This window comes from Pseudomonas sp. NBRC 111130, assembly GCF_001320485.1.
Lineage (GTDB): Bacteria > Pseudomonadota > Gammaproteobacteria > Pseudomonadales > Pseudomonadaceae > Aquipseudomonas > Aquipseudomonas vlassakiae.
Map to the genome: position 1 here is coordinate 92,111 of NZ_BCBG01000013.1, position 13,698 is coordinate 105,808.

The window sequence follows — 13,698 nt, forward strand, 5'->3', positions numbered from 1 at the left end:
CGATGACCGCCTCTCCCTTGCTGACTGCATTCCTTCCTCTGGCGCTGGGCATCATCATGCTCGGCCTGGGCTTATCGCTGACGCTGGCCGATTTCGCCCGCGTGGTGAAATACCCGAAACCGGTGGTGGTCGGCCTGTGTTGCCAGATCCTGCTGTTGCCGCTGGTGTGCTTCCTGATCGCCAATGGCTTTGCCCTGGAGCCGGCGCTGGCGGTCGGCCTGATGCTGCTGGCAGCCTCCCCGGGTGGCACCACTGCCAACCTGTTCAGCCACCTGGCCCACGGCGACGTAGCGCTGAATATCACCCTGACAGCGGTCAATTCGCTGATCGCGATCCTGACCATGCCGCTGCTGGTGAACCTGTCGCTGGGGTGGTTCATGGCATCGGACCAAGCGATCCCGCTGCAATTTGCCAAGGTCATGCAGGTGTTTGCCATTGTCCTGCTGCCGGTGGCACTGGGCATGCTCATCCGCCATTGGGCGCCGCGCTTTGCTGCAGGCATGGAAAAACCGATGAAACTGGTGGCCGCGCTGTTCCTGGCATTCACCATCGTGCTGGCGTTGGCCAAGGATTGGCAGACCGTCGTCGCCTACGCTCCGGTGGTGGGTCTGGCGGCCCTGCTGTTCAACCTGATCAGCCTGACGCTCGGCTACTGGGTACCACGGCTGGTGAGCATCCCCAAGCGCCAGGCCATTGCCATCGGCATGGAAATCGGCATCCACAACGGCACCCTGGCCATCGCCCTGGCACTGAGCCCATCGTTGCTGAACAACGCCACCATGGCTGTACCCGCCGCGCTGTACAGCCTGATCATGTTCTTCACCGCAGCAGGGTTTGGCTGGTGGGTCAGCCGCGGTCGCGTGGCAGCCGCGCCTGCAACTGGCGCTTGAGCACCTTCAATGGCGGCGCATAGAAAAAACCGAACGAAACGCTGCCCGTGCGCCCCTTGACGGCATGGTGCAACTGATGGGCGCGGTGCAGCCGCTTGAGGTAGCGGTTGACTGGCCGTGGCTTGCGCGGCCAGTGGCGGTGAAAGAAGCCATCATGGGCCAGTACGTACAGCACCCCATACCCGGCCACGCCAGCGCCCACCCACTGCAATGGCGCGTGGCCGGCCTTGCCCAGGGCGATCAGCGCCGTGGCGACCAGGCCCAGCGCCACCAGGTACAGGTCGTTGGTTTCCAGCATGCCCAGCTGCGGCTCATGGTGCGAACGGTGCAGCCACCAGCCCCAGCCATGCATGATGTACTTGTGAGCCAGCGTGCCGACACCTTCCATGGCCACCAGGGTGCCAAGCAGCACGGTGAGATTGAACAGCATGTAACGGTCCGGGGTATGGCGGAAAATGGCGCTAGGGTACCGATTCCCCAGGTTTATTTCCACGCAGGCGTGACCGGCTGTAGGGCATTTCCGAATGGATTTCTTGTCATGTTTTTACTCTTGACCCAGTGCTGGCGGCGGCGTAAGGTCCGCGACGCAATTTCGCATCCCTGAACAGGAGTCCTGCTTTGGACAGTAGCCCCAGTCGCTTGCGACAGGCCCACACGGCGAGCTAGTCCGGCAGCTTCCTGCCACTGTCTCGCCATTGGCCAGGCGGTGGAAATCTCCAGCCTTTGACGGCTTTCCCCTCTTCCCTTTCGTGGTCCTGCGCATTTTCTGGTTATTCAACCGTGCGGGCGTGTGCCCGTGGAAGAGGTTTGCTATGGATTGGAAAGTCTTTCTGCTGCGTGTCAGCATTGCCCTGCTGCTCGGCGCCCTGATCGGTGCCGAACGGCAACTGCGCCAACGCCTGACCGGGCTGCGTACCAACGCGCTGGTCAGCACCGGTGCCTGCCTGTTCGTGCTGATGACCCAGGCGGTGCCAGGCATGGCCCCCAACGATGCCTCGCGGGTGGCCGCCTACGTGGTGTCGGGCATCGGGTTTCTCGGTGGCGGCGTCATCATGCGCGACGGCTTCAATGTGCGTGGCCTGAACACCGCCGCCACGCTCTGGTGCACCGCCGCGATCGGTGTGTTGTGCAGCCTCGGGCTGTTGCTTGAAGCAACGCTTGGCAGCCTGATGGTGCTGTGTGCCAACATCCTGCTGCGCGATATCGCCCAGCGGCTGGACCGCCAGGAGGTGCTGCCGGCCAACGAGGTCGATCAACGTTTCGAGGTGCGCATCGTCTGCCGCGCCGAAGACGAGATCCAGGTGCGTAGCCTGATGCTGCACAGCCTGGGCGACCCACAGTTGCGCCTGCAATCGCTGCACAGTGAAGACTTGGCCAACCCAGCCCGCCTTGAAGTGCGAGCCGAACTGCTCGGCAACCCGCAGGCCCCGGCACAACTGGAGCGGCTGGTGGGTCGGGTGAGCCTGGAAAAGGGCGTCAGCTCGGTGCGCTGGCAATTGCAGCCACAGGCACTGGCGACAGACTAACGCTCATCGCGCAGGTGACGCTCCTTCTGTTCCTGGCGCTCCTTGGCTTCGATGCACAGCGTTGCCGTGGGGCGCAGCAGCAAGCGACGCAGGCCGATCGGCTCACCGGTTTCCTCGCACCAGCCATATTCACCTCGCGCCAGCCGCTCTAGGGCCTGGTCGATTTTATCCAGCAGCTTCTTTTCCCGCTCCAGCGAGCGCAGCCGCCATTGCCGTTCCTCCTCGGCACTGCCGATATCGGCCGGGTCACTGAGCACTTCCTGCTCACGCAAGGCTTGGAATTCCTCGTCGATACGCGCTTGCAGGTCGGCGCGCTGGCCAAGCAGCATGTTGCGGAAAAATTGCTGTTGGACTTCGTTCATGTAGGCTGCGGGGGCCTGGCGCAACAGTTCCTCTTCGGTCATCACGGCAGTCTCGGGTCGCTGGGAAAGCGTGAATGTTACGTTATAACACCGCCATTGCAAGCCATGGTCATTCATCGCAGACTAGTGCCAGCCCACAGAGAACATTTCATGCACATACGCCCTGCCCTGCACTCAGACATCCGCCAGTTGATCGCCATCGAACAATCAGCCGCACAAGCGTTCTTGCGGCTGCCCGAGCTGGCCTGGCTGGCCTGTGCCGAGGGGCTGGACGAAGAAACGCACAAGGCCTTCATTGACCACCAGGGCAGTTGGTTGGCCGAGGATGATCAGGGCACCGCCCTGGGTTTTGCATGCCTGAGCCTGGAGGGCAACGCGCTGCACATACATGAACTTTCGGTACGTTTACAGGCGCAAGGGCAAGGTATTGGCAGGCAGTTGCTCGACCAGGCCTGTGCCGTGGCGCGGCATCGGGGAGCCCGCGAGCTGACCTTGTCCACGTTTGCGCAAGTCGCCTGGAATGGCCCTTTCTATGCGCGATACGGGTTCGAGGTGCTCGACGAAAAGCACTTGGAACCAAGGCTCCAGGGCATTCTGGCAACCGAGCGTGCGCATGGCTTGTCAGGGCGATGTGCAATGCGCCTGGCACTGGCCTGAGCGGTCATCCGCCGCTTTCTGCCGAAGCAGCTGCCACCGTATAACCATCGCGCCCCTGCCGCTTGGCCTGGTACAAGGCTGCATCGGCCGCCGCCATCAGGCTTTCCGGCTTACACCCGTCTTGTGCCGGATGGCCAACCGCGATCCCGGCACTGGCCGATACCACCCCCAAGGGGCTGCCGGCGTGGGGGATTGCCTGGCGGCGCAGCAACTGCATGACCTCATCGACAACCAGCTCGGCGCCTGCTGCATCGGTGTCAGGCAGCAACATGGTGAACTCCTCACCGCCATAGCGCACCGCCAAGTCCGCCGGCCGCTTCAAGGCTTGCTGCAACAACTCGGCAAAGCGCCGCAGGCATTGATCGCCAGCGGGGTGACCATAGCGGTCGTTGTACAGTTTGAAGTAATCCAGATCGAGCATCACCAGCGCTACCGGGTAACCCTGGCGGTGAGCCCGCTTGAGCTCGGCCTCGAACACCGCATCCAGCCGCCGGCGGTTGCCGAGCCCAGTCAGGCTGTCGGTCAGTGCCAGTGACTTGAGGGTCTGGTGCGCCTGGTGCAGCGCCCGTTCGATGGAAATGCGCTCGCGCAGTTGGCGCAGCACGACCCAGCCGAACGCCGCCAGGCCGACCAGCAATAGCAGCAGTACCGCAACCGACTTGATGACATCGTACCGCCAGGGCGCGATGATCGACTCCCGTGACAAGCCGGCCTCGACCACCAGCGGGTAACTCGACAATGCCCGGTAGGCATAGAGCCGCGGGGTGCCGTCAATTACAGCCACCGCCTCGGCCAGGCCTTCGTTGGCATAGGGCAGGTAATTGCGGAACACTTCACTGTTGGCCAGGCTGCGCCCCACCACCTGCTCCACGAACGGCCGGCGAACCAGGATGGTGCCATCGCGCTTGGCCAGTACCAGCGCGCCTCGTTCATCGATCTTGAAATCTCCGTAGTAGCGCACAAACCAGTCCACCTTGATGGTACCGAGCAATACCCCGGCGAAGCTGCCGTCAGGGTTATCCAACCGGCGCGAGATGGGAATGATCAGGTCGCCAGTGGTACGGCTGCGCACAACCGAGCCGATCTGCACGCTGCGGTCGGTATGCAGGCGGTGATAGATGAAGTAGTCGCGGTCGCCATTGTTCGCCTTTGGCGGTATCGCGGCGCGGTCTGTCACCACCCAGCTACCGTCCGGAGCAAAGACGAACAAGCCATGCAGCTGCGGCATGATCGCCATTTGCTGAGCCAGTAACGCATGCAGCCGAGGGCGGTCCAGGTGGGCGAAACCGTCGCCTTCGATGCGCTCGGCCAGTACAGCGGTGATCGCATCCACCTGGCGAATGGCATCCTCGGCATGCTGACTGGTGGCCCTGGCGAGGTTGTGACCATGTTCTCGGCATTGCTGAATGCGTGACGATAGTCGCGCCAGGTACGCCAGCCCTCGACCAGCACGAATGCCAGCATCATCACCGCCATGAACGACAGCACCAGGCGGAACAACGCCACGGCACGGCCCTCGCCGCTGGCTGTGATCAGCCCGTCCTCGTCCTGCTTTCTGGCCGCACCCATGGAAGTCCTTGTCCTCAAGCGTATGCCCGTTATGACTATAGTTCAGCGCCCAGGTGCCTTTCGATGGTCGACCGGCGCCGAGAAAAACGAAACCTTTGCCCGTCATCGCTGCTCAACCGTACGCGACACTGAGGTCGCGCCAACGGTTATGAGGAGTCAGGCATGAGCAATCTGTTCATCAAACGCGCTGGGCTGTCGCTGGTACTGGGCATGGCATCGCTGCAGGCACTGGCCGCCACTTCCGACGATTTTGTCGAGGCCGCCACCGAATCCGGCATCGCCGAGGTGGTCACCGGGAAGCTGGCCCTGGAAAAGAGCCAGAACGCCGAAATCAAGACATTTGCCCAGCAGATGGTCACCGACCACACCGCGGCTAACCAGAAGCTCGGCGACATCGCCCGCAAGCTGGACATCAGCGTGCCGGACGAAGCGGCGCTGACCGACAAAGTGAAGAAGATGATCCTCGAATGGCGCGACGAGTCGTTCGACAAGTCCTATGTCAACAACCAGGTCGACGCCCACGAAAAAGCCGTGGAGCTGTTCAAGAAGGAAGCGGCGTCTTCCGACAAGCCCGAGCTGAAAGCCTTCGCCAGCGAAACCCTGCCAAAGCTTGAACACCATCTGGAGCAGGCCAAGGCACTTCAGGCCACTCACGGCAAGTGACCGCCCGACGACACGAGGCCACACATGACTAACGATGCATTGCGAAGCGAAATTCTCACCCGCCTGCTGCACGCCCACCCGCAAGGGCTGGGCAAGGAGTTGCTGGATAACTATCGCGGTGAGAAGGCCGTGGCCGGCATGCTCAAGACCCTGCAGGAGCACGGCCTGATCCAGGATGGCGCAGTGGCGGTCGACGATGACCACCAGATCAGCGTGCACTATCCCATCAAGCTGTCGGCGGCGGGTGTCGAAGCGGCCAAGCAAGTGGAGGGTTGAGGCTCATCCGCCCCATCGCTCGCAGCGCGGCGATGGGGCGGGCCGAATCACCGGCCCTTGTGGTTTTTTTCCACGTCCCGTGGCGGTTTTGCCGGCCCTTGCGGGTCCACTTGCGGATCGCTCAAGTCCGGAGAATCCGGGTCAAACCCCAAATCGTCCTGTTTCTGCGCATGGCCTGAAGAATGCGGGCCCTGCTGATGCTGCTCTGGCTTTTTCATGTTGCGCGCTCCCGGGGAATGTCTACGGAAGAACGCAGTCGCAGCAGGAAGTTTGATTCAATTGCCGGCTTGCTGCGCCTTGAGTGCATCAAGCGCCTCATCGCGTTTGCGCAGTTCGTCCTGCATCTGCTGCAACTGCATGCCCTGCTCCGAGCATCGCGCACGGTTGTCTTCCAGGCTTTGCGCTTGCGCCTGCAATTGCCGCCGCATTTCATCGCTGGCACCCTGCGCCTGGGCAAGAATGGTCCGCAACCCCTGGATCTGCGCATCGCGCTGCTCGAGCAAGACGTCTTTGGCCTCGCATGCACTGGCCGCCTGGCGATGTTCGCCGAGCATCCGTTCGTTGTCGCGGTGCAGGCGGGTCAGTTCCTCCTGTTTGGCGTTCATGCCTTGTTGCAACTGGCGCAACTCCAGCTGCAATTGCTGGGTCTGCGCTTCGTGGCGGCGTTGTTCCTGTTCGCGTTGTTCGCGACTGGCGCTGCGGTAGTGCTCCAGCGCTTCACGGGCATGGCGGTGCTTGTCCTCCAGCGAACGCACCTGCTCCTCCTTGTCGGCCAGGCGCAATTGCAATTCACCCACGGATTGACTGAGGCTGGCGCTGCGCAACTGCTCAGCCTGCAGCGAATGTTGCGCGGTCACCAGGCGCTCCGACTCGGCAGCCAGCGCGGCGGCCTGGATCTGCTGTTGCTGATGCGCTGCGGCGAGTGCCTGCTGCGCCAGCTGCAACTGCGCCACGAGCTGATCACGCTGCTCGTTGAACGCGGCTTCGGCCTGCTCGATACGGGCGTCGCCTTCCTCCTGCACCTGCGCGGCCAACTGCGAAACCAGCCTGGTCAACGAGTCGCTCAGGGCTGCCTGCCCCTGCAACGCCACAGGTTTTGGCCCTTCGAGCTCTTTCAGGTAGCGGTGAATGGTGGTCTTCGACCCGGTATTGCCCAGCTCGATACGTACTGCATCGATGCTGGGGTACTCACCCCGGGCGATCAGCACTTGCCGCGCCTGCTGCACTACCGCCTTGTTGATACCGCCCCGGGCCATGTGTACTCCTCGAATTTAAGTAACATGGTACGTACCACGTAATAAGGCGTGAATGCTCTTCTTTGCCAGGCAGGATTTCAAGTGAAATCTACGGTTCGATAATCGAGACTTACCGCATTGCCGGGCTCAAGCGGAACGCTCTTGCGGCGCGGAACTGCCGGCGCCCGGCTGCTCGGGATTGCACTCTCCACCAGCAAGACTGCCTCTGGGTCTACAGCAACGAACCTGCCGAGCCTGACATACGGTATGCGACCGGATCGCCGTGCGGTTCATGTGCACGGCGATTTACAAAATTTCGCCCAAAACGCGCGATTGAAGGCTTAGCCCGGCCTCAGCCCACGCCATCCAGCCCCATTTGCCAGAAGTCAGCTTCGAGCCGCGAAGCCTGGCCAAAGATCTGTGCCAGCTCGACAAACCGCTGCTCGGTCATGCTCCGCGCCGCCAGTTCATCCAGATGCTTGCGCGCCGCCGCTGCCACCCCCTGGTAGGCCTCGCCGGCATATTCGCCAATCCACTCCCGGTACGGGTGTTCACTAAGATCGCCAATGCGCTCCGCCAGCGTACGACCGATCTCGGCGTAACCAATCACGCACGGCGCCAACGCCACGTGCAGCTCGAGCAGGTCACCGGCCGCGCCGCAGTCGAGCACATAACGGGTGTAAGCCACGGTCGCCTGGTGCTCAGGCGCAGCCTGGATATCAGCCTGCGACAACCCCCAACGCGCGCACAGCCGCACGTGCAGTTCGGTCTCGTCGAGAATGGCCGCCAGGCCCGCCTGGGCAGCGCGGATATCCGCCGGCAGACGGCTCTTGTAGGCAGCCAGGGCCCAGGCGCGGGCAAACTGGATGAGGAACAGGTAGTCCTGGATCAGGTAGGTGCGGAAGGCGTCTTCCGACAAGGTGCCCTCGCCCATCTGGCGCACGAAGTCGTGGTCGACATAGCTGTTCCACTGCCCGGCCGTAGCAGCCTTCAAACGCTCGAAAATATCCATGCTCATGCCTCCTCGCGGTAGACGGCGTCGAAGAAGGCAAGCTCCAGTTCAACGGTACGTGCGTAGAAATCACTGGCCAATGCGGCCTCCTGAGGGCCGACACGGTCCAGTTCGGACTTCAGGAACGCAACGAAATCGCAGAACGCCGGGTTGTCGTGCAGGGTGATCCATTCGGCGTAGACGAAGTTGGCCGGCAACGGCTTGGGTGCCTTGAGGGCCCAGTCCAGATACAGGCCTTCGGCAACGTTCAGCACGGCCAGCGCGGCGGCGTAGGAACGGGTGGCCGCGGCCTCGCGCATGATGGCCTTGAAACCAGCGGTAGGTGCAGTGTCTGCGGGCTCGGTACGCTGCGCCGGGCTGACGTCCAAGGCTTCGAACGCTCGCAGGAAATAGGTGTTCTCGTCGCTGGAGATCATCCCCGCGAAGCGGCCGAAACGCAGGCGGGCTTCATAGGTGTCGGCGGTGGCGATGGCGGCGCCGAGCAAGGTCAGGAAGCTGTCGAGAAAGCGGTGATCCTGGACCAGGTAGCGGACCATGATCGGATCAGCCACGCTGCCGGCGCAGAGTTCGGTGACGAAGCGATGGCTGACGGCCGCCGACCAGGTCGGCTGGTTCTGGCGTTGCAGGGTTTCGCTGAAGCGTTCGGTCATGGTGAGGCCTCGCAGTGAGGCCGGCAAAAGGCAGGTCGGCAGTCCCATCCCTTCGCCGGCATTATCCGGATCAGGTTCGAAGGGTCACCGCGCTGCAGCTGCCAGCGGTTTCTCAGCCCGTTGCCGGGCTCCCCTTGGTGGGCAACATGTATACAGGCCCCATCACCCATTGTCACCCACTCCGTCACCGGAGTTGGGCCCCAAACATGCCCAATTTCGGGGGCCTACACCCGCTCCTTGACACCCCATTATTTAGCGCACCTCAGGCGCCGCAAGGAGTTGTTTGACAAAGTATTACCGAAACATCTGTTGGCACAGCGGTTGCTCAGGCCATAAAAACCGGCAATACGCCATTGATGGCCCATAGCCATTTAGCCGTGAGCGAGGCACCAGGCAATGAAAACACCTGCCGTGATCCACCCCAACAGCCACGCCTTCAAACTGTCTGCCGTGACCGCGCTGATGCTCAGCTTCGGGCTGATCTCAGCCATGGCCTCTTCGCTGGACGATGTCAGCCAGCCGCCTCCGACAGACCCGTCGCACTACGATGACCAGCCGGCTGACCCCGCGCCCGCGCTGCTGAACCTGTCCAACCTGCCGGAAGCCAACCAAGGTTCGCTGGAACTGCAAAATGGGGTTTACGGTGACCGGACCAGCAATCGCGTCGACAACGTGCTGCCGCCTGCCCTGCAGACGTCGCGCAATTACCCAACCAACGGCAAGCCGAGCCCGTTGTTCGGTGCGCAGCCTTTCACCCAGCAATTGCTGCTGTTCGAAGAATTCGGTCCGGAAAAACTCGACCCCAACCTGCCGCCACCAACGCTGACCTTCCCGGTTCCCACACTCGGCCCGGAACCTGCGCAAGACCCGAACGTGGTCGCTCGCAGCAGCCCCAACGGCAATGCCCTGGAAGCCTTCCTCAAGCAACCGGGCCTGTACCCATACCCGACCCAGTACGCCAACACCCTGGACCGCAACCCGTGGAAAGCGCAGATCGAGATGTTCCTTAACCGTAATTCGGTCGGCTCGCCGGCAGAAGGCCGGCCACCAGGAAAAGGCTGGTCGCACCAGCGCTGGAACGAGTTCTACCCCCAGGCTGCGTTCAAGACCGCACAGGCAGGCGCACGCATCAACCAGGGGCTGCGTGACCGCAAGCAATTGCACAACTATGCCGTGGGGGAATTTGCGCCGGGCGGGCTGTATTACCAGACCTCGGACATCCCCACTACACTTGGCACCACCAAGGGCATCGACACCCGCTTCCACCCGAACTTCCCGCTGCAGAACCACAAGTCGCTGTGGACCTTCGACGGCACCTTCCCGCCGAAACTGCTGATGGTTCGTTATGGCCAGCCGGTGCTGATGCGCCACTACAACGCGCTGCCGATCGACCCGGCAGCCAACGCAGGCTTTGGCCTGCACACCATTTCCACCCACGAGCACAACGGTCACTCGCCGGCCGAGAGCGATGGCTTTGCCAACGCGTAATTCTTCCCTGGCCAGTACTATGACTACCGCTGGCCGATCCAGCTGGCCGGTTACGACACCATCAACACCCGTGCCGAAGACCCGCGCGCCGCGTTCCCCTGCTCGCCGGGTGAAACCCTGTTCGTCAACGACGCCAACCCGGGGCTCAAGACCTGCGAGAACGGCAGCATCAAGATTCGTGGCGACTGGCATGAGACCATGAGTACCCACTGGTTCCACGACCACATGATGGATTTCACGGCGCAGAACGTCTACAAAGGCAACGCTGTGATGATGAACTACTACAGCGCCATCGACCGCGGCAACGAAGCGCTGCAGGACGGGGTCAACCTGCGCTTCCCCAGCGGTTCGGGAATGCCCTGGGGCAACCGCGACTACGATGTCAACCTGGTGATCGCCGACAAGGCCTGGGATCAGAACGGCCAGCTGTGGTTCAACCCGTTCAACACCGATGGCTTCCTCGGTGACCAGGTGCTGGTCAACTGGCAGTACCAGCCCAAGCTCAAGGTCCGCGCCCGCAGCTACCGCTTCCGTATCCTCAACGGTTCGGTGTCGCGCTACTTCAAGTTCGCCGTGGTGCGTGAAATCGCCGGCAACAGTGGCGAGTTCAAGGGCCCTTCCGGCTCCAACGTGTCGTACGCCCGGGTGCCGTTCCACATGATCGCCAACGACGGCAACATCATGGAACACGCCGTGCCGTTCGACGGCACCATGGACCTCAACGGCGACGGCAAGACCGACGACAACAACGCCATCCTGCCGCTGCAAGGCATCGCCGAGCGCTACGACATCATCATCAACTTCGCCAAGAACGGGATCAAGGCCGGCGACAAGCTGTACATCGTCAACATCATGGAGCATGAAACCGGCAAGGGTCCGAAACAGGCCATCCCGCTGGCCGACGTGCTGTCCGAGAAGTACAAGGCCGTGATCAAGCAGACCAGTAGCGGCCCTCAGTGGGAAAACGGTGACCCGGTGGTGGGCAAGGTCATGCAACTGGTCGTGCAGCCCTACAGCGGCCAGGACGTCAGCATGGACCCGAGCGCCTACGAACCGGCCAAGCCGGGCAAGGCCGAAGGCCTGAAGATGATCCCGCTGACCATCGACCGCACTGCTGCCGCCGATCAGGCCAAGCTCAAGGCGGCCCGCCACCGCGAGTTCATCTTTGGGCGCTCCGACGGCACCGATACTAGCCCCTGGACCATCAAGACCGACGGCGGTTTCGGCTACAGCATGGACCCGCGGCGCATCTCTGCGGCGCCACAGCTGGCCAGCGAAGCGACCCAAGGCGGCTTCAGCGGCGACGGTACCCTGGAAGTGTGGAAGATCAAGAACGGCGGCAACGGCTGGAGCCACCCGGTGCATGTGCACTTCGAGGAAGGCGTGATCCTCAGCCGTGACGGCAAGGCACCGCCAGAGTGGGAAAAATGGGCACGCAAGGACGTCTACCGCATCGGCCCGGACGCCGACTCCTCGGGTGAAGTGGAAATGGCCATTCGCTTCCGCGAATTCGCCGGCACCTACATGGAGCACTGCCACAACACCCAGCACGAAGACAACTCGATGCTGTTGCGCTGGGACATCGAGCACCCGGGCCAGTTCCAGGTGATGCCGACCCCGCTGCCTGGTTGGGATGGCGTGCAGTACATGGCGTCGGTGGGCCTGCCAACCTTCCGCACAGCCAGCAATACCAACACCGACACCGCCAACAAGCCACCAGTGGCCAACAACGACAACGCCGCAACCACGGCCGGCAAGCCGATCGTTATCAATGTGCTGGCCAATGACACCGACCCCGAAGGCAACCTGCCGCTGACCATCAGGGACCTCAACCAGCCAGACTCCGGCAAGGGTACGGCCAGCACCGATGGCACCACCGTGACCTACACTCCGCCGGCCACGGTCGACACGCCATTCACCGCCAGCTTTGCCTATACGGCGCGTGATGCCAAAGGTGCCGATTCGCTGACCCAGGCCACGGTCAGTGTCGCGGTGAGCCCTGCCGTAGCAGCGGACCAGGTCCAGGTCAGCAGCGCCGTGGTGCAGGTACGCAGCAACAACCGCTACACCTGGGACATCTCTGGCACCACCTCGGTGGCCAGCGGCAACAGCATCAGCGTGACCGCAGCCACCACCAGTGGCCCGCTGAACCTGGGCACGGCGACGCTGACGGCGGCAGGCAGCGGAGCCCGCTGGCGGTTGTCGGTGACCACTACCGGCAGCGGCCCGGCGACACCGGCGACGATCACCGTGAAGTCGGCACTGGGGCAAAGCGTGACGGCGCCAATCAGCATCAAGTGACTGTTCCATTGAAAGGGGCCGCCTTGCGGCCCCCGCTGCCTCATCACTGGAGGAATGACATCATGGCCCTGTCATGGCGTGTTCTGCTTGCCCTCACCCTGTTCGCTGCCGGTACTCACTACTGGCCGATCAAGCCAGCTGAATCGGCGCAGTCGCCAGCATCGGCCGGGGCTGCGACACCGTGGGGCTCCAGCTACTTTCCCAATACCCCGCTGATCACCCAGGACGGCAAGACGGTGCGTTTCTTCGACGACCTGATCAAGGACAAGGTGGTGGCGATCAACTTCATCTTCACTGGCTGTTCCGATTCATGCCCTGTGGAAACCGCACGCCTGCGCCAGGTACAGAAGATCCTCGGTGACCGGGTGGGCAAGGACATCTTTCTCTACTCCATCAGTATCGACCCCTACAACGACACCCCCGCCACCCTCAAGCGCTATGCCGAGAAATTCGGCATCGGCCCCGGTTGGACTCTGCTCACTGGCGAACCCGAAGCTATCGAACAGCTGCGCCGGCGCCTGGGCCTGTACATCGAAGGCCTTGAGAACGGGCGTTCCAGGGACCACAACCTGAGCCTGATCATCGGCAACCAGGCAACTGGCCGCTGGATGAAGGCTTCACCCTTCGAAAGCCCCTACATCCTCGCCGACCGCCTGGGCAACAGCTTGCACAACTGGAAACAGGCCAGCGCCACGACCAACGACTACGCCAGCGCACCACAGATCCGCCCGCCCAGCAGTGGCGAACAGATCTTCCGCACCCGCTGCTCTTCGTGCCACACCGTGGGCAATACCGAACCCGGCCAACCCGGCATCGGCCCTGACCTGCTCGGTGTGACCCAGCAACGCGACCCAAGCTGGCTGATACGCTGGCTGAAGGAACCGGACCAGATGCTGGCCGAGAAGGAACCGCTGGCCACCCTGCTCTATGAACAGTACAACCGCCTGGCCATGCCCAACATGCGGCTGGGCGATACCGAGATCACCGCGCTGATCACTTACCTGCAGGAAGAAACGTCGCGCATACAGGCGCCCCTGGCGGATCGGGGAAAACCTTGAAGGCAATTAGC

General features: G+C 62.6%; 12 protein-coding genes, 2 pseudogenes and 1 riboswitch. Of the genes and pseudogenes, 7 read left to right on the top strand and 7 right to left on the bottom strand.

The window, feature by feature from the left end:
• The first annotated feature begins 2 nt into the window (after nt 1-2).
• A complete protein-coding gene (locus APH33_RS07465; RefSeq protein WP_054884522.1) occupies nt 3-890 on the top strand; it encodes a bile acid:sodium symporter family protein in 888 nt (295 codons plus the stop codon).
• Here APH33_RS07465 and APH33_RS07470 read toward each other — a convergent pair.
• Entirely contained in the window at nt 847-1,320 is a 474-nt protein-coding gene (locus APH33_RS07470; protein WP_054884523.1) for a sterol desaturase family protein, read from the bottom strand. The genes APH33_RS07465 and APH33_RS07470 overlap by 44 nt on opposite strands.
• Before the next feature lie 382 nt (nt 1,321-1,702).
• On the opposite strand from APH33_RS07470, the gene APH33_RS07475 reads away from it, so the two are divergent.
• Nucleotides 1,703-2,416: an MgtC/SapB family protein gene (locus APH33_RS07475; RefSeq protein ID WP_054884524.1), complete on the top strand. Its 714-nt coding sequence runs from the start codon at nt 1,703-1,705 to the stop codon at nt 2,414-2,416.
• Here the strand turns inward: APH33_RS07475 and dksA are convergent.
• Complete coding sequence (gene dksA, locus APH33_RS07480) at nt 2,413-2,820, bottom strand: RNA polymerase-binding protein DksA (RefSeq protein ID WP_054884525.1); 408 nt, start codon at nt 2,818-2,820, stop codon at nt 2,413-2,415. The two genes, APH33_RS07475 and dksA, sit on opposite strands and share 4 nt — an antisense overlap.
• 108 nt (nt 2,821-2,928) lie before the next feature.
• On the opposite strand from dksA, the gene APH33_RS07485 reads away from it, so the two are divergent.
• Nucleotides 2,929-3,435: a GNAT family N-acetyltransferase gene (locus APH33_RS07485; protein WP_054884526.1), complete on the top strand. Its 507-nt coding sequence runs from the start codon at nt 2,929-2,931 to the stop codon at nt 3,433-3,435.
• A gap of 4 nt (nt 3,436-3,439) precedes the next feature.
• On the opposite strand, the pseudogene APH33_RS07490 reads toward APH33_RS07485, so the two are convergent.
• Nucleotides 3,440-5,004 (bottom strand): annotated as a pseudogene (locus tag APH33_RS07490) (diguanylate cyclase).
• Between the two features lie 162 nt (nt 5,005-5,166).
• Between APH33_RS07490 and APH33_RS07495 the strand changes: the two are divergent.
• The gene (locus APH33_RS07495; RefSeq protein ID WP_054884527.1) at nt 5,167-5,667 is read left to right on the top strand and encodes a DUF4142 domain-containing protein; all 501 of its coding nucleotides are present in this window, start codon (nt 5,167-5,169) and stop codon (nt 5,665-5,667) included.
• Nucleotides 5,668-5,691: 24 nt separating this feature from the next.
• Nucleotides 5,692-5,943, top strand: a complete 252-nt coding sequence (locus APH33_RS07500; protein WP_054884528.1) for a hypothetical protein — start codon at nt 5,692-5,694, stop codon at nt 5,941-5,943.
• Nucleotides 5,944-5,990: 47 nt separating this feature from the next.
• Here APH33_RS07500 and APH33_RS27390 read toward each other — a convergent pair whose 3' ends face one another.
• The 4 genes from APH33_RS27390 to APH33_RS07515 all read right to left on the bottom strand — a co-directional run bounded on the left by APH33_RS27390 (nt 5,991) and on the right by APH33_RS07515 (nt 8,840).
• Nucleotides 5,991-6,161 (bottom strand): DUF6021 family protein, encoded by a 171-nt coding sequence (locus APH33_RS27390; RefSeq protein ID WP_177332359.1) that lies wholly within the window; start codon nt 6,159-6,161, stop codon nt 5,991-5,993.
• A 57-nt stretch (nt 6,162-6,218) separates the two neighbouring features.
• Nucleotides 6,219-7,199, bottom strand: a complete 981-nt coding sequence (locus APH33_RS07505; RefSeq protein ID WP_054884529.1) for a DNA-binding protein — start codon at nt 7,197-7,199, stop codon at nt 6,219-6,221.
• A 331-nt stretch (nt 7,200-7,530) separates the two neighbouring features.
• Nucleotides 7,531-8,196, bottom strand: coding sequence for a thiaminase II (tenA, locus tag APH33_RS07510; protein WP_054884530.1), 666 nt, complete (start codon nt 8,194-8,196; stop codon nt 7,531-7,533).
• Nucleotides 8,193-8,840, bottom strand: a complete 648-nt coding sequence (locus APH33_RS07515) for a TenA family protein (protein WP_054884586.1) — start codon at nt 8,838-8,840, stop codon at nt 8,193-8,195. The genes tenA and APH33_RS07515 overlap by 4 nt, the downstream gene beginning before the upstream one ends.
• A gap of 30 nt (nt 8,841-8,870) precedes the next feature.
• Nucleotides 8,871-8,985, bottom strand: a riboswitch (TPP riboswitch).
• A 251-nt stretch (nt 8,986-9,236) separates the two neighbouring features.
• On the opposite strand from APH33_RS07515, the pseudogene APH33_RS07520 reads away from it, so the two are divergent.
• Nucleotides 9,237-12,629: pseudogene (locus tag APH33_RS07520) on the top strand (Ig-like domain-containing protein).
• A 62-nt stretch (nt 12,630-12,691) separates the two neighbouring features.
• A complete protein-coding gene (locus tag APH33_RS07525; RefSeq protein WP_054884531.1) occupies nt 12,692-13,687 on the top strand; it encodes an SCO family protein in 996 nt (331 codons plus the stop codon).
• Nucleotides 13,688-13,698 lie beyond the last annotated feature (11 nt).